General features: G+C 63.4%; 20 protein-coding genes and 1 other RNA gene. 14 read left to right on the top strand and 7 right to left on the bottom strand.

Annotated features, from left to right (window positions below):
* Window positions 1-345 precede the first annotated feature (345 nt).
* Window positions 346-1,263, bottom strand: a complete 918-nt coding sequence (locus M729_RS0102395; protein ID WP_024501483.1) for a DMT family transporter — start codon at window positions 1,261-1,263, stop codon at window positions 346-348.
* 207 nt (window positions 1,264-1,470) lie between these two features.
* Between M729_RS0102395 and M729_RS0102390 the strand changes: the two genes are divergently transcribed.
* Window positions 1,471-2,691, top strand: a complete 1,221-nt coding sequence (locus tag M729_RS0102390; RefSeq protein WP_013530936.1) for an alanine racemase — start codon at window positions 1,471-1,473, stop codon at window positions 2,689-2,691.
* Window positions 2,692-2,799: 108 nt separating this feature from the next.
* On the opposite strand, the gene M729_RS0102385 is transcribed toward M729_RS0102390, so the two are convergent.
* Both M729_RS0102385 and M729_RS0102380 read right to left on the bottom strand, forming a co-directional pair.
* Window positions 2,800-3,981, bottom strand: coding sequence for a lytic murein transglycosylase (locus M729_RS0102385; protein WP_013530937.1), 1,182 nt, complete (start codon window positions 3,979-3,981; stop codon window positions 2,800-2,802).
* A 314-nt stretch (window positions 3,982-4,295) separates the two neighbouring features.
* Entirely contained in the window at window positions 4,296-5,096 is an 801-nt protein-coding gene (locus M729_RS0102380) for a GH25 family lysozyme (RefSeq protein ID WP_013530938.1), read from the bottom strand.
* A gap of 230 nt (window positions 5,097-5,326) precedes the next feature.
* On the opposite strand from M729_RS0102380, the gene M729_RS0102375 reads away from it, so the two are divergent.
* Window positions 5,327-6,706 carry a serine hydrolase gene (locus tag M729_RS0102375; RefSeq protein WP_027160645.1) on the top strand — a complete coding sequence of 460 codons (1,380 nt, stop codon included), beginning with the start codon at window positions 5,327-5,329 and terminating at the stop codon, window positions 6,704-6,706.
* Between the two features lie 52 nt (window positions 6,707-6,758).
* On the opposite strand, the gene M729_RS0102370 is transcribed toward M729_RS0102375, so the two are convergent.
* From M729_RS0102370 to M729_RS0102360, 3 genes are read right to left on the bottom strand one after another with little or no spacing between them, the layout of a single operon-like run.
* Entirely contained in the window at window positions 6,759-7,442 is a 684-nt protein-coding gene (locus tag M729_RS0102370) for a class I SAM-dependent methyltransferase (RefSeq protein WP_027160644.1), read from the bottom strand.
* The gene (locus M729_RS0102365) at window positions 7,439-8,737 is read right to left on the bottom strand and encodes a DUF3419 family protein (RefSeq protein WP_027160643.1); all 1,299 of its coding nucleotides are present in this window, start codon (window positions 8,735-8,737) and stop codon (window positions 7,439-7,441) included. The genes M729_RS0102370 and M729_RS0102365 overlap by 4 nt, the downstream gene beginning before the upstream one ends.
* Before the next feature lie 33 nt (window positions 8,738-8,770).
* Window positions 8,771-12,418, bottom strand: coding sequence for a hydantoinase B/oxoprolinase family protein (locus M729_RS0102360; RefSeq protein ID WP_027160642.1), 3,648 nt, complete (start codon window positions 12,416-12,418; stop codon window positions 8,771-8,773).
* Between the two features lie 80 nt (window positions 12,419-12,498).
* Between M729_RS0102360 and M729_RS0102355 the strand changes: the two genes are divergently transcribed.
* From M729_RS0102355 to rnpB, 5 genes are all read left to right on the top strand, one after another.
* Window positions 12,499-12,873, top strand: coding sequence for a hypothetical protein (locus M729_RS0102355; RefSeq protein WP_244514312.1), 375 nt, complete (start codon window positions 12,499-12,501; stop codon window positions 12,871-12,873).
* A gap of 174 nt (window positions 12,874-13,047) precedes the next feature.
* A complete protein-coding gene (locus M729_RS0102350) occupies window positions 13,048-13,767 on the top strand; it encodes a DnaJ family molecular chaperone (RefSeq protein ID WP_027160641.1) in 720 nt (239 codons plus the stop codon).
* Entirely contained in the window at window positions 13,764-14,519 is a 756-nt protein-coding gene (locus tag M729_RS0102345) for an N-acetylmuramoyl-L-alanine amidase (protein WP_027160640.1), read from the top strand. Before M729_RS0102350 ends, M729_RS0102345 begins: the two co-directional genes overlap by 4 nt.
* 209 nt (window positions 14,520-14,728) lie before the next feature.
* Window positions 14,729-15,460, top strand: a complete 732-nt coding sequence (locus M729_RS0102340; RefSeq protein WP_013530946.1) for a lytic transglycosylase domain-containing protein — start codon at window positions 14,729-14,731, stop codon at window positions 15,458-15,460.
* Window positions 15,461-15,510: 50 nt separating this feature from the next.
* An RNA gene (gene rnpB, locus M729_RS1000000136445) (RNase P RNA component class A) lies at window positions 15,511-15,920 on the top strand.
* A gap of 87 nt (window positions 15,921-16,007) precedes the next feature.
* Here rnpB and M729_RS0102335 read toward each other — a convergent pair.
* Window positions 16,008-17,135 carry a cystathionine gamma-lyase gene (locus M729_RS0102335; RefSeq protein WP_027160639.1) on the bottom strand — a complete coding sequence of 376 codons (1,128 nt, stop codon included), beginning with the start codon at window positions 17,133-17,135 and terminating at the stop codon, window positions 16,008-16,010.
* Between the two features lie 410 nt (window positions 17,136-17,545).
* On the opposite strand from M729_RS0102335, the gene mraZ reads away from it, so the two are divergent.
* From mraZ to mraY, 7 genes are read left to right on the top strand one after another with little or no spacing between them, the layout of a single operon-like run.
* Entirely contained in the window at window positions 17,546-18,004 is a 459-nt protein-coding gene (mraZ, locus tag M729_RS0102330) for a division/cell wall cluster transcriptional repressor MraZ (RefSeq protein WP_013530948.1), read from the top strand.
* Window positions 18,001-19,035: a 16S rRNA (cytosine(1402)-N(4))-methyltransferase RsmH gene (gene rsmH, locus M729_RS0102325; RefSeq protein WP_027160638.1), complete on the top strand. Its 1,035-nt coding sequence runs from the start codon at window positions 18,001-18,003 to the stop codon at window positions 19,033-19,035. The genes mraZ and rsmH overlap by 4 nt, the downstream gene beginning before the upstream one ends.
* A gap of 4 nt (window positions 19,036-19,039) precedes the next feature.
* Window positions 19,040-19,438 carry a hypothetical protein gene (locus M729_RS0102320; protein WP_013530950.1) on the top strand — a complete coding sequence of 133 codons (399 nt, stop codon included), beginning with the start codon at window positions 19,040-19,042 and terminating at the stop codon, window positions 19,436-19,438.
* Window positions 19,435-21,144, top strand: coding sequence for a penicillin-binding protein 2 (locus M729_RS0102315; protein ID WP_013530951.1), 1,710 nt, complete (start codon window positions 19,435-19,437; stop codon window positions 21,142-21,144). The genes M729_RS0102320 and M729_RS0102315 overlap by 4 nt, the downstream gene beginning before the upstream one ends.
* A gap of 54 nt (window positions 21,145-21,198) precedes the next feature.
* On the top strand, window positions 21,199-22,653 hold the full coding sequence (locus M729_RS0102310; RefSeq protein ID WP_024501469.1) for a UDP-N-acetylmuramoyl-L-alanyl-D-glutamate--2,6-diaminopimelate ligase: 1,455 nt from the start codon (window positions 21,199-21,201) through the stop codon (window positions 22,651-22,653).
* Window positions 22,650-24,107 carry a UDP-N-acetylmuramoylalanyl-D-glutamyl-2,6-diaminopimelate--D-alanyl-D-alanine ligase gene (locus tag M729_RS0102305; RefSeq protein WP_024501468.1) on the top strand — a complete coding sequence of 486 codons (1,458 nt, stop codon included), beginning with the start codon at window positions 22,650-22,652 and terminating at the stop codon, window positions 24,105-24,107. The genes M729_RS0102310 and M729_RS0102305 overlap by 4 nt, the downstream gene beginning before the upstream one ends.
* Window positions 24,108-24,125: 18 nt before the next feature.
* Complete coding sequence (mraY, locus tag M729_RS0102300) at window positions 24,126-25,208, top strand: phospho-N-acetylmuramoyl-pentapeptide-transferase (protein WP_013530954.1); 1,083 nt, start codon at window positions 24,126-24,128, stop codon at window positions 25,206-25,208.

Raw genomic sequence — 25,208 nt, 5'->3', positions numbered from 1 at the left:
AAGGAAGCCCATAATGAGGGCTCCGATAAAGGCGAACGCAGCACAGATCATCAATGCGTTGATAGGCCTCGTAAGTCCCATGACATAGCCTCCTCTTAAAGAGCTATGTCATGGAGTCTAGGTTCATTTGTGCCACAGGCAAGCGGAAAATGTGCTGCATTGCGACGTGATTGTGAAATCCGCGACATGTCTTTTGCCGTTAGGCTTTGAAACTCCTAGGCAAATACCGACTTCAGACCTGTGAATAAAATGTGGCCGGCTCGTGTCGCTGCCGTGTCATGGCAGCGCTACCGCCGCGAAAGTCGAATCCGACTTTCGCGGCGATGTGGGGGTTCAAAGGACGCGCTAACGTCTTCCAAGGACGCGCCCGTCGATGGTGATGAGGCCGAGCGCGATCAGCACCACCCCGCCGATTTCGAACAGCTCCAGCCGCTCGCCTAGGAACAGGAAGCCGAGCAGCATGGCGCTGGCCGGCACGACCAGCGTGACCAGCGAGGCGTTGGTAGCGCCCGCCGAGGCGACGAGGTTGAAATAGAGGATGTAGGCGACGGCTGTGGACAGAAGTGCCAGCGCCAGCACCGCCGCCCAGACCGGCGGCGAGGCCGAGAACAGGCCGGATGGGCCGTAGGTGAAGAGCACGATCGGGATCATGATGATGGTCGAAGCGGTCAACTGCCCGGTGGCGACGACCGGCGAGGGCACGCCCTTGAAGCGGCGGGCGACCATCAGCGCAATGCCATAGGACAGTGAAGCGCCGATCAGCGCGAATTTGGCCCAGACCGGGCCGCCGAGCCCGGCAAGCAGGCCGGGGCCGATCATGACGGCCGTACCGGCGATGCCGAGCGCAATGCCCGCGAGCTTGTTCCAGGAGAGCTTTTCGTCCGATGTCAGCGCATTGGCGAGGATCAGCGTCCAGAACGGCGTCGTGGCGTTGAGCACCGAGGCGACGCCGGCGCCAAGCTCCGTCTGGCCGGCGAAGATCAGCGAAAAGGGCACGACGTTGTTGGTGAGCGCCAGCAGGAAGAACAGGCCGGCATGGGGAAGGGCGAGGCGGAAGGACGGGCCACGCAGACCGAGATAGATCTGCAGCGCGATCGCCGCGATGGCGACGCGAAACAGCACCAGCACCAGCGGATGAAGTTCCGCCACCGCGATGCGGGCAAAGAAGAACGAGCCGCCCCAGATCGCGCCGAGCAGCAGGAGCTGCCCCCAGTCCTTGAGCACCATCGGCCCGCGCGGTGCTGATGTCGCGGCTATTGTCATGTGAGTCGCCCTCCCAGACGGCCTGAATGCCAGTCAGTCAGGCAGAAGCCATATCGGACTCAGTGACAAGAGCCACCCGAAACCTGATCGGTGGCAAACGTTCCTGCCAAGACCCAGCGCCCCAGCGTCAGCCGCACGAGACACAGAATTGTTTTCATTAGCCGCTAGCTTGGATTAATTGTGCGCAGCCGAAGTGAGGATTCGTCCATGCAGCGATTCGAGAATGCCCGCGAGGCGGCACTGGCGCTTCGTCCGGACGATCCGGTCTATTGCTTCCGCCCGCAAGTGCTGATGGCGGATGCCAGGCAGTTCATGGGCATGTTCCCCGGCAAGACCGCCTATGCGGTCAAGACCAATGGCGAGCAGATCGTGCTGAAGACGCTGGTCGAAGCCGGCGTCAAGGCTTTCGACGTCGCTTCGCCGGGCGAGTTCGCCGCCGTGCGTGCCGTTTCCCCCGATGCCGAGATGCTCTACATGCACCCGGTCAAGGCGCAGTCGGACATCAAGCTGGCGCTGGAGAAATACGCCATCCGCGTCATTTCGCTCGATCATGAGGACGAGATCACCAAGCTGACGCGCGTGGTGCGGGCTCTCGACATCGATCCGGGCTCGATCAGCGTGTTCGTGCGGGTGCAGACCAAGGGGCATGCCGCCTACGAACTGTCGAAGAAGTTCGGCGCCGGGCCGGCGTATGCCGTCGAGCTCGCGGAGCGGCTGAACCGTACCGGCTACAAGGTCGGCCTGTGCTTCCATGTCGGCAGCCAGATCGAGGATCCCGACACCTATGAGCGGGCGCTGGCTTCCGCCGACTGGGTGCGCAACCGGCTGACCTTCGATATTGCCGGGCTCGATGTCGGCGGCGGTTTCCCCGCCGAATACGGCCACGATCCTAACCGCAAGCAGATCGAGATGCCGTCGCTTGGCCAGATCATGTCGCGGCTGTCGGGCGATCTGAAGGAGTATCAGTTCGACCAGATGCCGCTGGTGGCTGAGCCCGGCCGGGTGATCGTGGCGCGCTGCCTGTCGTTGATCGTGCGGGTGTTGCTGCGCAAGGGCAAGCGGCTCTACATCAATGACGGCATCTGGGCATCGCTGTCGGATTCATGGACCGGCAAGATCACGCTGCCGGCGCGCTTCATTCCCGACCCGGCGATCCGCTCGCGCAATGGCGAGGAGAAGAACATCGTGCCGTTCAAGGTCTGCGGCGCGACCTGCGATTCCGTCGACATCCTGTCGCGGCCGTTCTGGCTGCCGGAAACGGTCGATACCGGCGACTGGATCGAGATCGGCCATATCGGCGCCTACTCGCTGTCGCTTAGGACCCGCTTCAACGGCTTCTATCCCGACACATTCGTCGAGGTGACGACGCCGTTCGACGAGGGCGACGCGCCACAGGGGTTTGCCAGTTTGGAGACGATGGCGGATTGAGGGGAATAAGGCAGTAGGGGAATAGGGGAATAGGGGAATAGGGGAATAGGGGAATAGGGGAATAGGGGTGGCGGCAGTCACTGCTTCGGGCTAATTTGCCCTACTGCCCTATAATTTTCCCAAAAGCTCCGGCGTCGGCCAGCCATCCACCGGCAAACCTAGCCGCGTCTGCTCCTTGCGGATCGCCTCGCGGGTGTTGGTACCCAAAATGCCGTCGACGGTGCCGACATCGTAGCCCTTGGCTTCCAGCTTGGTCTGCAATGCCTTCATCTGCTCATTGTTGAGACCGGTCTCGGGATTGCGCGGGTCCAACGGCGGCGCGCCTGCCAGCCGTGCGGCAAGGTTGGCTGCCGTCAGCGCATAGGTGAAGGACTGGTTCCATTCGAGATAGACGTCGAAATTGTCGTAGGTGAGAAAGGCTGGCCCCTTGCGGCCCATCGGCAGCGCGAGGCCTGCTTTCAGGCCGTTGTCGACCAGCGGCGCGCCGCTGGGGTAGGTGACGCCCCATTGCGCCCACTGCGACAGCGGCAGCTTGTTGGTGCGACCGGTCTGATCCCACGGCATGTCTTCGGGCACGCGGACTTCCTGGATCCAGGGCTGGTCGCGTTTCCAGCCGCGCGACAGCACCTTGTTGGCAGTGGTCATGATCACATCAGGCACGCTGCCGCGCAGGTCGATCTTGCCGTCGCCGTCGCCGTCGACGCCGCGTGCCAGATAGTCGGAGGGCAGGATCTGCGTCTGGCCGATCTCGCCGGCCCAGGCGCCCCTGACATCGGCCGGCAGCACGCCGCGATCGATCAGTTCCAGAAGCGGCACTAGCTGTTGCCGGAAGAGCTGCGGCCGGCGGCAATCATGGGAAAGCGTCACCAGGGCGCTCAGCGTGTGGAAGTCGCCCTGCACGGCGCCGAAATCGGTCTCCAGTGCCCAGAAGGCGGCGATGATCGGCGCCTGGACGCCGAACTGCTGGTCGGCGCGGGCGAAGACATCCGCGTATTTCTTCATGTTCGCCGCACCTTGCTTCAGGCGATAGGCCGAGATCATCCGGTTGGAAAACTCGACAAAGGTTTGGGTGAAGACGCCCTGGGCGCGGTCGCGCGCCAACACCTTGTCATCTAAGGTTGCCGCTTCAAGGGCGTCGAGACCCACTGCACCTACGCCGGCCGCCTTGGCTTCCGCGGCGACGCCCTGCTTCCAGGATTCGAAGTCGCCGCCGCATTCCTGCGCCATCGCCGGCAAGGCCGTGGCGCACAGGGTCAGCGCAGCCGCGAGGACTTTGGAACGCAGTCGCATCAGCTTCCTTTCGAAACGAACAGGGGGTCATTTGTTGTGCTCCCCCCGGGAAGCCCAACGCCCTGAATTACCGGCGGTTGCACTCTTTACCGCTGGCTGTGTCGAAAAGCAGGCGGCAGGCCCGGTGTCAACGGTGTTCTGCGGCAGCTTCTCTGCTGGAGTGATTTGATGCAGGGCAGTGCTGCCGTTGCACCGGTTCAACGGAAGCTCTGCTGGAGTGATTTGATCCAGGGCGGTGCTGCCGTTGAACCGGTTCAACGGAAGCTCTGCTGGAGTGCTTTTGATCCAGGGCGGTGCTGCCGTTGAACCTGACGTCAACGGGTGTTCTGCCGCAGCCATTTGTTCCAGGCGGCTTCGCTGCCGTTGAAGACGTTGATGTCGGACTTGCCGGTCATGCCGGGAACGATGCCGGTTCCGGTGTACTGCCAGAAGGTGAAGGGGTGGCTGCCGTATTTCTCACGCGGATGGCCGGCGACGGAACGCAGCCAGTAGGGATAGCCGCGGAACCCCGACAGCCCGTTGTCGTCGAAGAAGTCGACGGAAGTGTAGATGATCGGCTTCTTGCCGTAATGGCGTTCGACGATTTCGAGGAAGGTGGTCATCTCCGCGCGCACCGTGGCGGCGTCGGGACGCAGCCTGCAGGTCGGCGATTGCGGGTTCCATTCCATATCGAGGACCGGCGGCATCGCCGAGCGATCGACGGGGACGTTGCGGATGAACCAGCGCGCCTGAACGGCAGCCGGGGTGCAGAAATAATAGAAATGATAGGCCGCTCGCGGAATCCCGTTGGCCTTCGTGCGCGCCCAATGCTCGCTGAAATACTCGTCGAAACGGTCGCCGCCCTCGGTCGCCTTGATGAAGGCGAAGGAGATGCCGCTGGCCCTGGCAGCCGGCCAGTCGACCGAGGTCTGGTATTTGGAAACATCGGTGCCGTGGACGGCATAGTTCCACGGCGCGCCGCTCTCCCATTCATGCGGCTTGGAGTCGGCAAAGCGCGGCGCGCGCACGGCAACCGTCGGGCTGCTCGAAGCGGATGGCGACAGCGGCGAGAGATCGTCGACGGTCGAGCAAGCACCAAGCAGCGCTAGCATGATCAGGCCCGCAAGACGGCGCATCGCAATTCCCGAGCCGGATTCAGCCGGTCGCTGATGGGTCTCTACACTGATGGCCTGCTTTGTGATCGGGCCCCCTCCGAACGATCGCCCCACAGCATCGCCCGGCATATCCTGTGATCGCCGATCATGGTTGATAATCCGTTGATGGCGCTCGACAAGCTTTGTGATTTGCGGAAGCAATGGCGGCAAATCGATGACATAAGGGTCGCGCAGAGCCCGGAGGTAAATAAATGCGGATCGTGGTCAAGATCGTCAAATGGCTGCTTGGCCTGATCGTTCTGGCGGTCGCCGCGCTTTTTGCCTGGCTTTATATCGCGCCGCCGGAGTTGATCAGGGTCGGCTCGGGCTACTCGGCCAAGATCGTCTGTTCGAACGTCTTCATTGCCGGCCGCGATCCCAATGAGGTGCTGGCCGTCGACGTGCAGGCGCCCGGGCATCCCCTGCTGCGGTTGATGCGGGTTTCGGTGGACAAGAACAGGGGAACGGTGTCTGCTGGCCTGTTCGGTTTCCTCGGCAAGAGCGTCGCCGTAGCCCGCGACGGGCTTGGCTGCGCTTCGGTTCCGGACGGCGACGTAGGAAAGGTGCGGCGGACCGCGATCCAAGCGGAGCCGTCCGCAGTCACCATGGGCGACCTGTGGCCAGAAGGCGAACGGGTCGAGGCATCACAGGATCCGGTTGTTGCCAAGCTGCTGGACGATGCGGCGCTGATCGGCACCGGCATGCGCGCGGTGGTGGTGGTCAAGAATGGCCGTGTCGTCGCCGAGCGCTACGGCGATGGCTTTTCCGCCAGGACGCCGCTGCTCGGCTGGTCGATGACCAAAACGGTGAATGCCGCCATCGTCGGTACGTTGGTCAAGGACGGCAAGATGGCTTTCGACAACAAAAACCTGTTTGCGCCGTGGAAGGCGGACGGCCGCGCCGCGATCAGCCTTGCCGACATGATGGCGATGTCGAGCGGGCTGGAGTTCAACGAGGATTATGGCGACGTCGCCGACGTCACGCGCATGCTCTATCTCGAACCTGACATGGCGGGCTTTGCCGAATCCAAGCCGCTGGCTGCAGAGGTCGGCAAACAGTTTTCCTATTCGAGCGGCACGGCGGTGATGCTGTCGCGCCTCTGGCAGGACGCGGTCGGCGACAAGGCCAGGGCGCTGACGTGGCCGCGCACGGCGCTATTCGAGCCGCTCGGCATGCACAGCGCGGTGCTCGAGACCGACGAGCTGGGCACCTTCGTCGGCTCGTCCTATCTCTACGCAACCGCGCATGACTGGGCGCGCTTCGGCCAGTTCCTGCTACAAGGCGGGGTGTGGAACGGCAACCAGATCCTGCCGGCCGGTTTCGTCGACTGGATGCGAGAGCCGGCATCCGCCTCGAAGGTCTACGGCAAGGGCCAATTGTGGATCGAGGCCCCGGGCGATGAGGAAAACCCCGGCGCCGGCGTCGCGGCAGGCCTGCCCAAGGACACGTACTGGATGGAAGGCCATGACGGGCAGACGGTTGCCATCATTCCCTCGGAGCAGTTGGTGGTGGTGCGGCTGGGGCTGACGCCTGCCAAGCTTGGCTATCGGCCGCAGACGATGGTGGGGGCGTTGGTGAAGGCACTCCATTAAGGTGCATTGACATTCAGGTGAGGTCGGCCTGCAAATGGCAGTTTCACCTTGGCTAGCCGCGCGGCCCGATAACCGCCAGCCAGGCGTAGCCGCGATAAAGCGTGCGGAAACGGAAGCTTGCGCCGGTTCGCCGAGATTCCGATTCCAGCACTTCGCGCAGCGATTCACGAGGCGCGACGTGGAATTTTTTCAGCCAGCCGCGCAGCAGTGTGCGAAACCAGCGCGGCAGGCCTTCCTGCTGGCCGAAATCGACGATGTGCAGCGAACCGTTCGGCGACAGGGCGGCAAGTGCCGCCGATACTGTTTTTTCCCAGCCGGGGATCATCGACAGCGAATAGGACACGAAGACACGGTCGAAGCGTTCGACATCGAAGAGTGCACGGGCATCGAAATCGGTGGCATCGCCCCTAGCCAATATGACGCGACCGGACAGGCCCTCGCGGTCGATCGCCTTTCCGGCCGTCTCCAGCATTTCGGCCGAAATATCGAGGCCGAAAAAGCGCGCGTCGGGATAGTGACGGGCGGCGAGGATGACATTGCGGCCGGTGCCGCAGCCGAGTTCCAGCACGGTGCCACCGACAGGCACGTCGAGTCCCGAGATCATTGGGTCGCGGCCGAGCAGGTAGTATTTGCGGGTCAGGTCGTAGATGTGGCGCTGCCAGCGGTAGACGCCGTCCATCAGTTCGGCATGGCTGGCCTTGAATTCGGGGCTGGCCGGCAGCTCGCTGGTGCTCATGCCGCGCGCTTCACGTAGAGGTGGAAGCCGCCATAGATGGCCGAGCGGTCGCGGGCCGAAAATTCGCGCGAAGCCTGGTCCTGATAGTCCCATTGGTCGAGCAGCGAGCTGGAGACGCGACCCGGCAGCAGGCTGGGCTCGGCGGCGGTGCGGAAGATGACGCGGGCGCCGGCCGAAGCCGTGCGGGTGATTTCCGCCCACAGCGCGTTGAGCTGATCGTCGGTCATCCAGTCCTGTGCGTCGAGCAGGACGAAGCGGTCGACCGCGCCTGCATCCTTGCCGGCGAGAAACTCGATCAGATTGGCATGGTGGATGGCGACGCGGCCGACATTGCCGCGGATGGTCTCGTAATTCTGCTTTTCGAGATAGGCGGGCAGGGCGGCCTCGCCGGGGTCCGGATAGCGGCGGGCAAAGGCCTGCCAGGCGAAGTAGTTATTCTCCAGCGGAAAATCGCAAGCGAGTTTTTCCAGCCGGGCTTTCAGCACGCTGGCCATGGTGCCGTCGCCAGAAGTGATCAGCGAATCGTACTGCGCCGGTGGAATGCCGAGGCCGAACAGCGAAGCCTTGCGCGACGTCGCCCATCTCAAAAGCTTGTTGTCGAAGACCGGCGCCAACTCCTCGTTGAAGAAGCGGCGCTGCTCGCCGATGTTCCTGGCCTGCATGATGCCGGCTGGGTCGACGCCGAAGAATTTTCCCGTGCGATGGCCCATGGCGATGAACAGGCCGAGCAGGCCGGTCTGGTAGAAATTGCGGTCGAACACAGTGATCCTACGGCGGCCGCGCCAGTTGCGGCGCTCCCAGTAGTGACGGCTGACAGGATCGAGATGCGGCGCGATGAAACGGTCATACGCTCTCGAATTGTGGCTGGTGTCGGCGGCGCCGAAGAAGCGGAACAGGTCGCCCTGCGATGGCAAATGGCGCACCGCCTCCAGCTTCATGCGGTTCAGCGCGATATGCGCGGTGTTGAGGTCGACGGCGTCGACCCGGGCCGGCGAGCGCGTGAGGTAGGCCAGGATGTTGCAGCCGCCCGAGGCGATGGTGACGACGCGGTGGCCCTGGCCAAGCTGCATCGCCTCCATGTCGACATCGGGGTCTTCCCAGATCTGCGGATAGACGAGGCCGGAGAACAGGAAGGCAAACAGCCGCTCCGAAATGCCGGCCTTCGACAGCGGGCGGTTCTGGTAGACGGCCTTTCCAACTTCCTTGCCGCGGCGAAAAACCAGATCTGCGGAAACGTCCGTCATGGCAAGATGATTCCCCATTTGCTTTGCCGCAAGCGGGTAGCGCAGGGCCATGACAGGCCGGTGACAGCCTGTTGACGCCTCTTCTTACGGTTTACCAAATCCCCCCGGCGTCGGCGTCGTCAGGATGACGGCGTCTCCTGCCTGCAGCACGGTCTGGTCGCAGGCTTTCAGCAGGTCGATCGTGCCGTCCTTGCGGCGGATCTTGGTCGAGCCGACCTCGCCGTCGCCGCCTCCGTCCAGCCCTTGCGGCGGCCGGTTGCGGTGCGAGGACAGGATCGCGCATTCCATCTTTTCGAGGAAGCGGATGGTGCGTTTGGTGCCGTCGCCGGCGCTCCATCTGCCCTTGCCGCCGGAATCTTTCCGGATGTGGAAATCCTCGAGCAGAACGGGAAAGCGCAGCTCCAGCACTTCGGGATCGGTGAGGCGCGAATTGGTCATGTGGGTGTGGACGCCGGAGGTGCCGGCAAAGCCGCGGCCGGAGTTCATCCGGCCGGCCGGCGAGCCGGAGCAGATCGTCTCGTAATATTGATACGTCTTGTTGCCGAAGGTCAGGTTGTTCATCGTGCCTTGGGCGTTGGCCATGGCGCCCATGGCGCCGAACAGCGCGTTGGTGACATGCTGCGAGGTCTCGACATTGCCGGCGACGACGGCGGCGGGGTAGGCGGGTTTCAGCATGCAGCCATCGGGAATGATGATGTTGATGGGCCGCAGGCACCCGGCATTCATCGGGATCATATCCTCGACCATGACGCGGAAGGCGTAGAGCACGGCGGCGCGGGCCACCGGCTCGGGCGCGTTGAAATTGTTCTTCATCACCGGCGAGGTGCCGGTGAAGTCTACCGTCGCCTCGCGCTTTTGCCGGTCGACCGTGATCTTCACCTTGATGATCTGGCCGGTGTCGGTCGGGTATTCGTACTCAGAACTATCCGGCAGCCGCTCCAGCACGCGGCGCACGCTTTCGGCGGCATTGTCCTGGACATGGCCCATATAGGCCTCGACGACATCGAGGCCGAAATGGGTGACCATCTTGCGCAGTTCGGCTACGCCCTTCTCGTTGGCGGCGATCTGCGCCTTGAGGTCGGCGATGTTCTGGTGCGGATTGCGGGCCGGGTAGCGGTGATCGGTGAGCAGCGTTTCCAGCTCCTTCTCGCGGAAGCGGCCACGGTCGACGATGCGGAAATTGTCGAACAGCACGCCTTCCTCGTCGACCGTGGTGGCGAGCGGCGTCATCGAGCCGGGTGCCGTGCCACCGATATCGGCATGATGGCCGCGCGAGGCGGCCCAGAACAGGATTCTTTCCTTGGCATCATCGAAGACCGGCGTCACGACAGTGATGTCCGGCAGATGCGTGCCGCCATTATAGGGTGCGTTGAGGGCAAAGACGTCGCCGGGGTGGATGTCGCCGGAATTCAGCCGGATGATGGTTTCGACCGAGCGGTCCATCGAGCCGAGATGTACCGGCATGTGCGGCGCATTGGCGACCAGCGCGCCGGTCCGGTCGAAGACGGCGCAGGAAAAATCCAGCCGTTCCTTGATGTTGACGGAATAGGCGGTGTTCTGCAGCGTGACGCCCATCTGCTCGGCGATCGACATGAAGAGGTTGTTGAAGACCTCCAGCATGACCGGATCGGCCTCGGTGCCGAGCGCTGCCTGCCGGCGCTTTTTCTCGACGCGGCGCAGGAGCACGTGGTTCCTGGCGGTGATTTCGGCCAGCCAGCCCGGCTCGATGACGATTGTCTGGTTCGGCTCGATAATCAAGGCAGGTCCCGCAACCCTGTTTCCCGGCTTCAGCGCCTCGCGGCGGAAGATGGGTGAAGTGCGCCACTCTCCCTCGGTGAAGATTTCGCGGGTCTGTGAAGGGCTTACGGCAAGGTCTTCGGTTCGCGATTCAGTTTCGTCGCGCCCAGTGCCGCCAGTGTCGGTGCCTTCGACGCCGACGGTCTCGACGATCATCGGCTTGTCGTCATAGACGAAACCGAACTGCGCCTTGTGGGCGATTTCAAAATCGCGCCTGGCCTGGAAAATCGAATCCGCCTCGAAATTCACCGGCAGTGTCGTGTCGGTGCCGTCATAGCGAATGTGCAGCACCGGTTTCGTGGCGACCGTATCCTCGCCGATGCCTTGCGCGGCGAGTTCGGCGATGACGGCTTCTCTCAAGATGGCAATGAGGTTGCCGATCTCCGTTCTGGACTCTTCGGCAAGGGGCTTCAGCAGCGCCTGCTGGCGCGAGGCAAAGACCGAGGACAGGCCGATGCCATAGGCCGACAGAAGACCTGAGAAGGGATGGATCAGCACCGCTTCCATGCCGAGCGCATCGGCGACCAGGCAAGCGTGCTGGCCGCCGGCGCCGCCAAAACAGTTCAAGAGATATTCGGTGACGTCGTAGCCGCGCTGCACGGAGATCTTCTTGATGGCATTGGCCATGTTTTCGACGGCGATGGTGACGAAGCCCTCGGCGACAATCTCGGGCGACCGGCCGTCGCCGATTTCGGCGGCGAGTGCGGCGAATTTTGCCCGTACCGTCTCGACGTCGAGCATCTGGTCCTGGCCGGGTCCGAAAATGGCCGGGAAGAAATCGGGCTGCAGCTTGCCCAGCATCACATTGGCGTCGGTAACGGCGAGCGGGCCGCCGCGCCGGTAGGCTGCCGGGCCGGGATTGGCGCCTGCGGAATCCGGCCCGGCCCGGAAGCGGCTGGCCTCGTAGTGCAGGATCGAGCCGCCGCCGGCGGCGACGGTATGGATGCGCATCATCGGCGCGCGAATGCGCACGCCGGCGACCTCGGTGTCGAAGGCGCGCTCATATTCGCCGTCATAGTGAGCGAGGTCGGTCGAGGTGCCGCCCATGTCGAAACCGATGACCTTGTCGAAGCCGGCGAGCCTGGCCGTCTCGACCATGCCGACGACGCCGCCGGCTGGTCCTGACAGCAGTGCGTCCTTGCCCTGGAACATGTCGGCGGCGGTGAGACCGCCCGACGACATCATGAACATCAGGCGGGGAAATTGATCGCTCTCCCCCACAAGGGGGGAGCTTGGCGCCGCACCCAACTCTCCCGCCACCCTTTGCACATAGCGCGACAGGATCGGCGACAAATAGGCGTCGACCACCGCGGTGTCGCCGCGGCCGACCAGCTTGATCAGCGGCGAGACCTCATGGCTGACCGAGACCTGGCTGAAACCGAGTTTGCGGCAGACTTTCGCCACGGCCTTCTCGTGGTCGGGGTATTTCCAGGCGTGCATGAAGACGATGGCGACCGCATCGATGCCATCGGCCCTGGCCTGTTCGATCGCCGGCCGGCAGGCGGCGATATCGAGTAATTGTTCGACGCAGCCATCGGCGCGCACACGCTCGTTGATTTCGATGACGCGCTCGTAGAGCTGTTCGGGAAGGATGATCTCCTTGGCGAAGATGTCCGGGCGCGCCTGGTAGGCGATCTTCAGCGCATCGCGGAAGCCCTTGGTGATGAGCAAAAGCACGCGGTCGCCCTTGCGCTCCAGCAGCGCATTTGTGGCGACCGTGGTGCCCATCTTGATGTCGCCGATCAGGCCGCTCGGGATCGTGTCGCCGGCCGACAAGCCAAGAAGGTCGCGAATGCCCTGGATGGCGGCATCGTTATAGGCTTCGGGATTTTCGGAGAGAAGCTTGCGCGGGTGCAGCCCGCCTTCCGGATCTCGGCCGATGATATCGGTGAATGTGCCGCCGCGGTCGATCCAGAAATCCCATTTTTCGGTCATGACAGCCCCTGGCGCTCTTCTGTTCGATCGGTGTTTCGGCACATGCTGTTAGTTCGCTACGGCCTGAGCGGCAATCGCAAATGAACCAGACGATGTTACATGCGGAAACGCAACGTTACGAAACTCATGGCCGGCTGACGCATTTGTCCTTCGACCGCTCACGGCAACGTGAGCGTGTGTTGAAGGAGAGACAAATGAAAAAGCTCATTCTCGCGTCCGTTTCCGGTTTGGCTTTGCTTGGCGTCGCCGCCTGCAGTGACAGCGGTACGGACAACACCACCACCCAGAGCACCAACCCGCCGGCCGCCGAGGAACCGATGAAACCGGCCACCCCGGAAGCCACGCCGCCGGCCGCGACGCCTCCGGCAACCGATAATTCGACCACGAAGAGCATCACACCCGAGAAGCCCGCCGAGCCGGCTCCGGCAACACCAGCTCCTGCGCCCGCGCAGTAGTGAGCAAGCAGTACTTCTTGTGATGAATGAGGAAGGCCGGCTCCCGCCGGCCTTTCTCATGTCGTCCGAACGCCGTGGGCCAATCCCTCTCGCGCGCCGGATCGATTTGTCGCGCAAAGCCTGCGGCACTGTCCCGGCTTGATAGGAGGGAGCGGTGGCTCTAAAAAGCAGGCCATGTCGATTTGGGATCGCCTCGGCGAATTCATCACCCGCGTTTCATCCTCAACCTCGTCGGGTGTCGCCGACGTCGTCGAGGCTGTGCGCACGGTTTTCTCCGGCGATGCGGATTTGCGCCGGCGTGTCGCCTTTTCGGTGGCGATGATCGCGCTGTCGGCCAAGATGGCCAAGGCCGATGGCATCGTCACCCAGGACGAGGTGCGCGCCTTCCAGGAGATATTCGAAGTGCCGCCGAAGGAGACGCGCAATGTGGCGCGGCTGTTCGATCTCGCCCAGCGCGACGTGGCCGGTTTCGAAACCTATGCCGAGCGGATGGCCCAGATGTGCGGTTCGGGGCATTCCAACTGCGTGATGCTTGAAGACATACTCGACGGTCTGTTCCACATCGCCAAGGCCGACGGGCTGGTGCACGAGCGCGAAGGCCATTTCCTGCACCGCATCGCCGAGATTTTCCGCATCGACGAAGTGCATTACGAAGCCATCATGGCCCGGCACGTCAATCTCGGCGCCGGGGATCCCTATGTCGTGCTGGGCATCGAGCGCGGCAAGCCGTTCGAAGAGGTCAGGAAACGCTATCGCAAGCTGGTTTCCGACAATCATCCGGATCGGCTGATCGCGCGCGGCCTGCCTCAGGAATTCATCAAGATCGCGACCACCAGGGTGGCGGCGATCAATGCCGCCTACGAGATGATCGAGCGGGGCCTGCGCCACGCATGAGCGGCTTTCTGCCCGACCAGCCACGTGCCGAAGTCAGGGTATCGCCGAATTTCGGCCCACGGCGCGAGACACCCAGGCCCGACATGATCGTGCTGCACTACACAGGCATGGCGACCGGCGCCGGGGCCGAGGCCTGGCTTTGCGATCCGGCCAGCGAGGTCTCGTCGCATTATCTGGTCCACGAGAATGGCCATATCGTGCAGATGGTCAGGGAAAGCGACCGCGCCTGGCATGCCGGCAAGAGTTCGTGGTTCGGACGCGCCGACATCAATTCCTGTTCCGTCGGCATCGAGATCGTCAATCCGGGGCATTCGCTGGGCTATCCCGGTTTTCCCCGGCGGCAGATCGATGCCGTGATCGGGCTGTGCCGGGGGATCGCCGGTCGGCATTCGATCGCCGCCGAGCGGGTACTCGCGCATTCCGATGTTGCGCCGGGGCGCAAAATCGATCCCGGCGAGAAGTTTCCGTGGCGGACGCTATTCGAGGCCGGTGTCGGCCATCTCGTTACGGCCGCCCCCGTCAGGCGAGGCGCCACTCTGACAACCGGCGACACCGGCGGCGATGTCGAAGCGTTGCAGTCGATGCTGGCGCTCTACGGCTATGGCGTTGAAATATCCGGCGTTTTCGACCGGCAGACGGAGGCGGTGGTCGAAGCCTTCCAACGGCATTTCCGGCCGCGCAAGGTGGACGGCGTTGCCGACGGTTCGACGCTGCGGACGCTGCAAAGGCTGCTTGCTTCCGTGAAGCGCTAATCCCCGGGAGACCTCTCCCAAGCAATTCTTTCCAATCCTTAAGTTACAGGCTGTCACTCAAAGTGACTTGCCTGGCCTTGTTTGACACCAATTCGGGCGTCAAACGGCTGACGTGTAGATGTCGGACCCCAAGCCCCCCGGGTTGTTCCGACGTTGGTTAGGCGTTGCTGCGTGAACATCTTCGCGCGGTTCAGACAGAACAGGATCACATGCAGAAATTTACCGTTTTAACGGCAGCTCTTGCTGCCGGCGTAATGACTTTTGCCTTCAGTGCGGCGCATGCAGCGTCATTCAGCCCGCGGGCCGATCAAGGGTTTCCGGTGGTATCCGCAAAAAGCGGCAAGGCAGGCCACGACGCCAAGGCGACAAAGCAGGCATCCGCCAAAGCGGAGACGAAGCGGGCTTCCGCCAAAGCGGAAAAGGCAAGCTGGTCCAAACCGAAGAAGTCCATTGCCAAAAGGCAGACGAAGCGCGGCCGCAAGACCGTCGACATGACGAGAACGGCATCGATCGGCCTCAGGAACGCGGCGGAGTCGACGGCCGCGGTGGCGAGCAGCGGCCAGTATTCCGCAATCGTTGCCCGCTATGCGGCGATCGAAGGCGTGCCCGTGTCGCTCGCCTCGGCGGTCATCAAGATCGAGAGCAACTACCGGCCCAACATCGTCGGCAGCGCCGGCGAGATCGGCCTGATGCAGATCAAGCCGGCCACGGCTCGGATGATGGGCTATAGCGGCTCCGCCAAGGGCCTGTTCGATCCCGACACCAACATCAAATACGGCATGAAATACCTTGCCATGGCACGGAGCCTCGGTGGCGGCACGACCTGCGGCACCATTCTGAAATACAATGCCGGGCACGCCGCAACGCGGATGAACCCCGTGTCGGCAGCCTATTGCGGCAAGGTCAAGGTGCAGATGGCTGCGCTTGGATCGCCCGCATAAGTCAGCTTTTTCGTTTGCGTTTTCGGGCGTGAACCCCTTTATACGCTCTGCCAGCTGGCTGGGCGGCCGCACCCGCAAACGCCGAAAGGTCGTGGGTGAGGAAAGTCCGGGCTCCATGGAAACACGGTGCCGGTTAATGGCCGGCGGGGGCGACCCCAGGGAAAGTGCCACAGAAAGCAAACCGCCACGATCCGGCTTGCCGGATTCGGGGCAAGGGTGAAAGGGTGGGGTAAGAGCCCACCGCGCGACTGGCAACAGGAGCGGCACGGTAAACCCCACCGGGAGCAAGACCGAATAGGGACGGTGCGAGGGGAAACCCTCGAGGGCTGTTTCCGGCTCACCGTCCGGGTAGGTTGCGTGAGGCGCATGGCAACATGCGCCCAAGATGAATGGCCGCCACGTTCTCGCCTCGCAAGGGACGAGGGCCATACAGAACCCGGCTTACAGGCCAGCTGGCAATTTCTCTCCCCCGATATCAAGAGAAATCTCTTGATATCAGCAGGTTGCGCCCTCGGGCGCGCCTGTTGATTCAAGCCTGTCCGGCCGTTCATCCGAGCCGGGAGCCGCTGATCCCGTCCAGCGACGTCTCGATCGCTTTCCAGAGCTCTTCCACCGGCTCGCAGCCGACCGACAGGCGGACGAAACCGGCGGAGACCGCATCGCCTCGCTTCAGGCGCCGCTCGGCGGAGGTGTGGACGCCGCCGAAGGATGTCGCGGCCTGCATCAGGTCGCAATTGTTGATGAAGTCCTCGGCTTTGTCTTCCGAGGCGAGTTCGAACGAGATGAGAAAGCCGAAGCGCTCCATCTGGGCGCGGGCTAGGTTGTGCGACGGGTCGCCTTCAAGCCCGGGATAACGCAGGCCGCTGATTGCCTTGTGGCCCTGCAGTCGCCGCGCGATGACTTCCGCCGAGGAACACATGCGATCGAAGCGCACATCCAGTGTCTCTAGGCCGCGGTGCACCAGCCAGGCTTCGAACGGACCGGGAATGCTGCCGGAAACTTCGCGCCAGCCGGTCACGGCGGCGATAATATCGGCATGGCGACTGGCGACATGGCCGAACAGCACGTCGGAATGGCCATTGGGTGCCTTGGTGTCGGCGGCAACGACGATATCGGCGCCGTGGTCGAGCGGTCGTTGGCCGAAAGGGGTCATGGTCGTGTTGTCGACCACAAGAATCGCGCCGGTTTTGTGGACAGCATCGGCAACGGCGGCGATATCGCAGATATCCAGCCCCGGATTGGCAGGGGTTTCGACAAATGCCAGCCGATAGCCATCGAAGCCGCCATCGAGGAAGGTCGAAGTCGGCCTGACATCATAGGTGATGCCGAGCGGCTTGAGGAAGCGCTCGGCCAGCGCTCGTGTCGTGTGATAGCCGTCCGATGGCAGCAGGATACGGTCGCCGGCCTTGAGCACGGCAAAAAACGCCGCCGAGATTGCCGCCATTCCGGAAGGGAACGCGACGCAGGGCGCGTCCTCCAGATGGGCCAGCATATGCTCGACCGCGTCCCAGGTCGGGTTGCTGAATCGCCCGTACTGGTTGAAGCCGGTGGCGTCGCCGGGCGCATGAAAGATGGCGGCCATGGTCAGCGGCAGGGGAATGGAATCGCCCATGGCAAGCCCGCTGCGACGCAGGTGAGGAAGCGCTGCAGCGCGTGACTTTGCTGTTTCAGACATCAAATTTCAGACCCTGTTGGTGACCGGCTGGATGTGGCGAGACGCTATGCCCGGCAGCGGCTCGCGGCAAGGCGCGTCCGGTTGGGCCAGGCGGCTCTAAACGCTTCGTTAGGCTTAATAGACCATAAAGACGAGACGTGTCGTCACGGCTGCTCTCTTTGGTCGGGGCGCGCGTGTTTGTGAAGCCTATTCCCGTTGACGCCCATAGTGCCCCATGATATCCCATCCAGACATCAAAGCCTTCGTTCCGTGTCAGGGTAAAGCGTACGCCAATCGGGCAGCCGCGGCGGCTGCGCGTTTGCTGGTTTTTGCCTGTGCGGACGAGGCTGATACGGGGCAGGGAACGCGCTGCGGCGGCGCGTGCGACAAGATGCAGAGGGGTGCGGCGGCGCAAGCGGCTGTAGCGTTTAATGGACCGGTTTCTGTCAAACACGGTGAGCAGGATCGATGCGAAGGGGCGGGTGTCCGTTCCCGCGCATTTCCGTGCCGTCGTGCAGAAGCGCGGCTATTCGGAACTCTATGCGCTGCGCTGCCTGGACCTGCCGGCGATGGATGTCGGCGGGCTCGACCTGCTCGACCGCTACGAGCAGCGCATAGCGCTCGAGGATCCCTTCCTGCAGACGGCGGACGATATGTCGTTCTTCTGCCATGGCGACGGAACCTTCTTGAAACTCGACCAGGACGGCCGCATCACGATGAGCGATTTCCTTCGCGAACACACCGGCATCTCGGCGGAAGTGGCCTTTGTCGGGCGCGGCAATTTCTTTCAGATCTGGGAGCCGGGACGGCTTGCCGCCTATGGGGCGCAGGCGCGGGCACGGCTTTTGCAGCTTCGGCAGGGGACGAAGCCTGGGGAGCGACCGGAATGACGGCAGGCCACGGCGATGACCTTCCTCGCGCCGTAGATGGGCACGCCGTTGGCGGATCGGCCCGCCACATTCCGGTCCTCCTTGCCGAAGTGCTCGAAGCACTGGCGCCGGCGCAGGGCGACCTCATCATCGACGGCACGTTCGGCGCCGGCGGCTACACCAGGGCCATTCTGGCGACAGGCGCCTCCGTGGTGGCGATCGACCGCGATCCGGATGCCATTGCGGCCGGGCGCGATCTTGAAGTGCAGTCGGGTGGTCGGCTGCGGCTGGTGCAGGCGCCGTTCTCGACGCTGGACGAACATGTCGAGAGCGCCGACGGGATCGTGCTCGACATCGGCGTGTCCTCGATGCAGCTCGACCAGGCGGAGCGCGGGTTTTCGTTCCGCGCCGACGGGCCGCTCGACATGCGCATGGCGCAATCGGGCCTCAGCGCCGCCGACGTCGTCAATTCCTTCAAGCCGGGCGATCTTGCCCGCATCTTCGGCTTCCTCGGCGAGGAGCGCCATGCCGGACGCATTGCCCGCATGATCGAGGCGCGCCGCGAAAAGCGCCCGTTCGAGCGCACGTTGGAACTCGCCGACGCCATCGAGACGCATATCGGCCGGGCGCCGAAGGACAAGATCCATCCGGCGACGCGCGTCTTCCAGGCGCTGCGCATTTTTGTCAATGACGAGCTTGGCGAACTGGCCAAGGCCCTGTTTGCGGCCGAACGCGCTCTGAAGCCGGGCGGACGGCTCGCCGTGGTCACCTTCCATTCTCTGGAAGACCGCATCGTCAAGCGTTTCATCGCCGACCGGGCCGATGTCGCGACCGGCTCGCGTCACCTGCCCGAGGCGCATGCGCGCACCGCGACGTTCCGCAAGGCGGGCGGCGGCGTGACGGCCGGCGACGCCGAGGTGGCGGCCAATCCGCGCGCCCGTTCGGCCAGGCTGCGCGCGGCGGTCCGCACCCAGGCGCCGGCGCGCGGCAGCGACTTTTCGATTTTCGGCCTTCCAAAGCTTCCCGGTATCGACCGGCCGGGGGAGAGGTAGCTAAGTGTTTCGTACCAGCGACATTGTCCTGATCGCCGTCATGGTTGCGGTCGCGGCCCTTACCTACAAGGCCAAGCGCGAGGCCGAGGAACAATTGGCCGCCGTGCAGAAGATCCATGCGCAGATACGCTATGAGGAGGACACGATCGACCTGCTCAAGGCCGACTGGAGCCTGCTTACCCAGCCGTCGCGGCTGCAGAAGCTCGCCGAACTCTACAAGTCGCAGCTCGAACTCGAGCCGGTCAGCGCCCGCCAGATCGGCGGTGTCGGCGACCTGCCGGCCAAATCCCTTGACATCCAGGACATCTTGTCGGGACGCCAGGGCGGCATGGCTGATAGTTCGGGCGGCAAGGCGCCGTCGGACGGCAGGGATCCCGTGGTGACCGGAGGCATCGCCCAATGATCGGTAAACTGCTGAAACGTCGCGCCAGGACGAGTGAAGATGGATCGATCGTGGTCGAGGGCGCCCGCAAGGCGACCGGCGGCAAGGGCAGGACGCGCATCGTCATGACGATGGCGGTGTTCTTCGGCATCTTCTCGACCATATCAGGGCGGCTGGTCTATCTCGGCTTCCAGACCCCCGATATGTCGGGCGGTCCGCAGAGCCGGGTGACGGCATCGCGGCCCGACATCGTCGACCGCAACGGCGAAGTGTTGGCCACGGACATCAAGACGGCGTCGCTGTTTGCAGAACCACGCCGGATTGTCGACGCCGACGAGGCGATCGAGAAGCTGTCGACGGTGCTTCCGGACATCGACTATGAGCAGACCTACCATAAGCTGAAGAGCGGCGCCGGTTTCGTCTGGCTGCAGCGGCAGCTGACGCCCAAGCAACAGTCCGACATCATGCAGCTCGGCATTCCCGGTTTCGGCTTCCGCACCGAAAAGCGCCGCTTCTATCCGAGCGGCGAAACCTCGTCCTACATTGTCGGGCTCACCAACATCGACAACCAGGGCATCTCCGGCATGGAGAAATATGTCGACGAGCAGGGGCTGAGCGACCTGCAGGCGTCGGGCCTTGCCATTGCCAAGGATCTCAAGCCGGTAAAGCTTTCGATCGATCTGCGCGTGCAGCATGTGGTGCGCGACGAGATCGCCGCCGGCCTGGAGCGCTATCGTGCCATGGGCACCGGCGCCGTTGTGCTCAACGTCAAGACCGGCGAAGTGGTGGCCATGGCCTCGGTGCCGGATTTTGATCCGAACAATCCCTACAACGCACAAGACAAGGACCGGCTGAATCGCATGTCGGCGGGCCTCTACGAGATGGGTTCGACCTTCAAGAGCTTCACCTCAGCCATGGCGCTCGATTCCGGCAAAGCGACGATGGCGAGCCGCTTCGATGCTTCGCATCCAATCCGGGTCGGCCATCAGGCCATTCACGATTTCCACGGCAAGAACCGTGTGCTGTCGTTGCCGGAGGTGTTCCTCTACTCGTCCAACATCGGGTCGGCCAGGGAAGCCGAGATGGTCGGCATCGAGGGGCATCGCGAATTCCTGCATCGCCTTGGCATTCTGGACAGGATGCAGACCGAATTGCCGGAGACTGCCCGTCCGACTGAACCGAAGGTCTGGAAACAGGTCAATTCATTCACCATCGCCTTCGGCCATGGGGTGTCGACGACGCCGCTGCAAGCGGCTGTGGGCTGCGCGGCGTTGATGAATGGCGGTTTCCTGATGAACCCCACCTTTCTGGTGCGGACGCAGGCGGAAGCGATGGCCACCGCCAAGAGAGTGGTGAGCGAAAAGACCGTCGAAGGCATGCGCTACCTCTATTCGCTCAATGCCGAAAAGGGCTCTGCCAGAAACGCCAGAGTCCCCGGCTACCGCGTTGGCGGCAAGACCGGAACCGCCGAGAAGGTCATCAATGGCCGCTACTCGAAGGACTTGAATTTCAACACCTTCGTCGCCGCCTTCCCGATGGACGATCCGCAGTATCTGGTGTTTACCATTGCCGATGCCCCGCACCCGGAAAAGCCCGGCATGACGGATGTCGCGGCCGCGAATGCTGGGGTTATGGCCGGCAATATCATCAGGCGTTCAGCTGCCATGCTTGGCGTGAAGCCAGATTTCAGCCATGAAAATGGTGCAACGCTGGTTTCCTATCAGTGATTCTTAGGGCGCGCCGGCAACAGCGCGCTATTTTGTTGCGGTGAACGGGACTCGATGAAGCTCAGAGATCTAGCCGGTATCCTGCCCGTCGAGGGAATAGCTTCCGTCGATCTGGAGGTTACAGGGATTTCTTCGGATTCCCGCCAGGTAAAAGCGGGCGTTGTCTTTTTTGCGCTCGCCGGAACCAAGGCCGACGGTGCCGTTTATGCCGCAGATGCCGCCGCGCGCGGTGCGGCCGCGATCGTGGCGGGCAAGGGCAGCACCATTGCCGGGCTCCCGGTTCCGGTGCTGGCGGTCGACGATCCGCGCCTGGCGCTGGCGCAGAGTGCGGCACGCTATTTCGGCAAGCAGCCTGAGATCATGGTCGCGGTGACCGGCACCAGCGGCAAGACCTCGGTCGCAGCCTTCACCAGGCAGATCTGGGAGCAAGCCGGTTATGCCGCCGCTTCGATCGGCACCACCGGCGTGGTGGCGCCTGGGCGCAACGACTATGGTTCGCTGACGACACCCGATCCGGTCGCCCTGCATCAATTGCTGCGGGAATTGGCCGATGCCGGCGTCACCCACGCCTCGATGGAAGCCTCCAGCCATGGGCTCGACCAGCGCCGCCTCGACGGCGTGAAGCTGGCCGCCGGCGGCTTCACCAATCTCGGCCGCGACCATATGGATTATCATCCGACCATCGAAGATTATCACCGCGCCAAATTGCGCCTGTTCGACACGTTGCTGCCGAAGGGCGCGCCGGCCGTGATCTTCGCCGACGATCCATGGTCGGCGCCGACGACCGTGGCCGCAAAGGCTGCCGGGCTCAATGTGCTGACGGTCGGCCGCCATGGCGACTTCCTCAGGCTGAAACGGGTCGAGCACGAACGCCACCGCCAGCGGGCCGAAGTCGAGGCCGACGGCGTGCTCTACGAGATCGACCTGCCGCTGGCCGGTGATTTCCAGATTTCGAACGCGCTGGTTTCGGCGGGTCTTGCCATTTCCACGGGAACACCTGTCGCCAAGGCCTTAATGGCGTTGGAGAAACTGAAGGGCGCGCCGGGCCGGCTCGACCTCGTCGGCACCACCGGCAATGGCGCGCCGGTCTATGTCGACTATGCCCACAAGCCGGACGCGCTGGAAAACGTGCTGGCTTCGGTGCGGCCGTTCACCACCGGCCGCGTCATCGTCGTGTTCGGCTGCGGCGGCGACCGCGACCGGGGAAAAAGGCCGATCATGGGCGAAATCGCGACGCGGCTTGCCGATGTCGTCATCGTCACCGACGACAATCCGCGCTCCGAAGTGCCGGAAACGATCCGTGCCGCTATTTTGGCCGCTGCTCCAGGTGCCATCGAGATCGGCGACCGGCGCCAGGCGATCCACGAAGCGGTCGCCATGCTGCATGCCGGCGACACGCTGATCGTGGCCGGTAAGGGCCACGAGGAAGGCCAGACGATCGGCTCCGAGACCTTGCATTTCTCCGATCATGAGGAAGTCCGGGCGGCACTCACGGAGCGCGCAGCATGAGCTTGCTGTGGACCTCCGAAGCGCTGGTTGCCGCCATGGACGGGCGGCCGCTCGGGCCGATGCCGGATGGCATTTCAGGCATTTCGATCGACAGCCGCAGCCTGCAGCCGGGCGACGCCTTCTTCGCCATCAAGGGCGAGGCGATGGACGGCCATGACTTCGCAACCGCCGCCATCAAGGCTGGCGCTGGCGTGCTGGTGGTGGCCGAAGGCAAGCTGCCGTCGCTCGGCCGGCTGACAGCGCCGATCATCGTCGTCGAGGACGTGCTGGTCGCGCTGGAAAAGCTTGGAGTTGCATCGCGCGCCCGCTCGAGCGCGAAAATCATCGCTGTGACCGGTTCGGCCGGCAAGACCACCACCAAGGAAGCGCTGCGCCATGTGCTGCAAGCCGTAGGCAAGGTGCATGCCTCGGCGCAGTCCTTCAACAATCACTGGGGCGTGCCGCTGACCTTGGCGCGGATGCCTGATGATTGCGACTATGCCGTGTTCGAGATCGGCATGAACCATCCCGACGAGATCCGTCCGCTGGTCAAGATGGTGAGGCCGCATGTCGCCATCGTCACCATGATCGCGGCGGCGCATCTCGGCTTTTTCCGCAATCTGGACGAGATCGCCAAGGCCAAGGCCGAGATTTTCGAGGGGCTGGAGCCCGAGGGGGCCGCCGTCCTCAACCGCGACGATGCCCGCTTCAAGCTGCTCGACAAGATGGCCCATGCCGCCGGTGTCGAGCACGTCTACGGCTTCGGCGAGAATGCGCGCTCGACCTTCAAGCTCACCAAATGCGAACTGCATGCCGATCATTCCGACATCACCGCCAGGATCGGCGGCCACGAAGTGACGGCGCGGATCGGCGCGCCCGGCCGCCATATGGTGCAGAACGTGCTGGCGGTGCTGGGTGCGGCGCATCTGGTCGGCGCCGATCTCGACAAGGTTGCTTCAGCACTGGCCGATCTCTCCGCGGAGCGCGGGCGCGGCAAGCGCCATGTGCTGCGCCATCCCGGTGGCTCGACTTCGAGCCACCCCGGCGGGTCGATCACGCTGATCGACGAGAGCTACAACGCCAATCCGGCATCGATGGCTGCAGCCATGGCATTGCTCAACGCGACGCCGGTGACGGGCGAGGGCCGCCGCATCGCCGTGCTCGGCGACATGCTCGAACTCGGCGACCATTCGACCAAGCTGCATGCGGCCCTTGCCGATCTCATCGTCGGCACGGGCACGCAGACCGTCTTCCTCGGCGGTCCGGAAATGCGGGCGCTGGCCGAAGCGCTGCCGGCTGAGATCAAGACGGAATACCGCGCCGGTGTCGAGGAGCTGAAGCCGGTGCTGCTTGCCGCGCTCAAGCCGGGTGACGTGGTGATGATCAAATCGTCGAAGGGCATCGGTTTTGCAAAACTGGTCGATGCGCTGCTGGGCAAATTCCCGGCTGAATCGACAACCAGAAAACAGACCTAGGTCGGGGGACGAAAGCGCATGTTCACACTGCTCGTCGATTTTGCGGACAAGGTCTCGGTCTTCAATGTCTTCCGCTACATCACCTTCCGCACCGGTGGCGCGCTGATCACGTCGGCGCTGATCGTCTTCATCTTTGGACCGACCATCATCAATTCGCTGCGGCTGCGGCAAGGCAAGGGCCAGCCGATCCGCGCCGACGGGCCGCAGACACATTTCAAGAAGGCCGGCACGCCGACCATGGGCGGGCTGATGATCCTGTCGGGCATCATCGGCTCGTCGCTTTTGTGGGCGAACCTGTCCAGCATCTATGTCTGGGTGGTGCTGCTGGTGACGCTGGGCTTCGGCTCGATCGGCTTTTACGACGACTATCTGAAGGTCACCAAGCAGTCGCATCTCGGCTTTTCCGGCAAGGCACGGCTGGCGCTGGAATTCGTCATCGCCGGCATCGCCGCTTGGGTGATCATGCACAATGGCCAGGCGCCGTTCTCGTCGTCGCTGACTTTTCCCTTCGCCAAGGAATTCATCGTCAATCTCGGCTGGTTTTTCATTCCGTTCTCCTGCTTCGTCATCGTCGGCGCCGGCAATGCGGTGAACCTGACCGACGGCCTTGACGGCCTGGCGATCGTGCCGATCATGATCGCGGCTGCCTCCTTCGGCGTCATCGCCTATCTCTCCGGCAACGCCGTGTTCGCCGAATATCTGCAGATCCATTTCGTGCCCGGCACCGGTGAACTCGCGGTCGTGCTCGGCGCGGTCATCGGCGCTGGCCTCGGCTTCCTCTGGTTCAACGCGCCGCCGGCGGCTATCTTCATGGGCGACACCGGCTCGCTGGCCATGGGCGGCCTGATCGGCACGGTCGCGGTCGCCACCAAGCACGAGATCGTGCTGGTCATCGTGGGCGGATTGTTCGTCGTCGAAATCCTGTCGGTCATCATTCAGGTCGGCTATTTCAAGATGACCGGCAAGCGGGTGTTCCTGATGGCGCCGATCCACCATCATTTCGAAAAGCTCGGCTGGACCGAAAGCCAGGTGGTGATCCGCTTCTGGATCATCGCCGTCATCCTGGCGCTGGTCGGCCTGTCGACCCTCAAGCTGAGATAG

Source organism: Mesorhizobium sp. WSM1293, from assembly GCF_000513875.1.
GTDB classification, from domain to species: Bacteria; Pseudomonadota; Alphaproteobacteria; order Rhizobiales; family Rhizobiaceae; genus Mesorhizobium; species Mesorhizobium ciceri.
The sequence above is the reverse complement of the archived record's forward strand: the minus strand, read 5'-3'. Positions and strand labels throughout refer to the sequence as shown.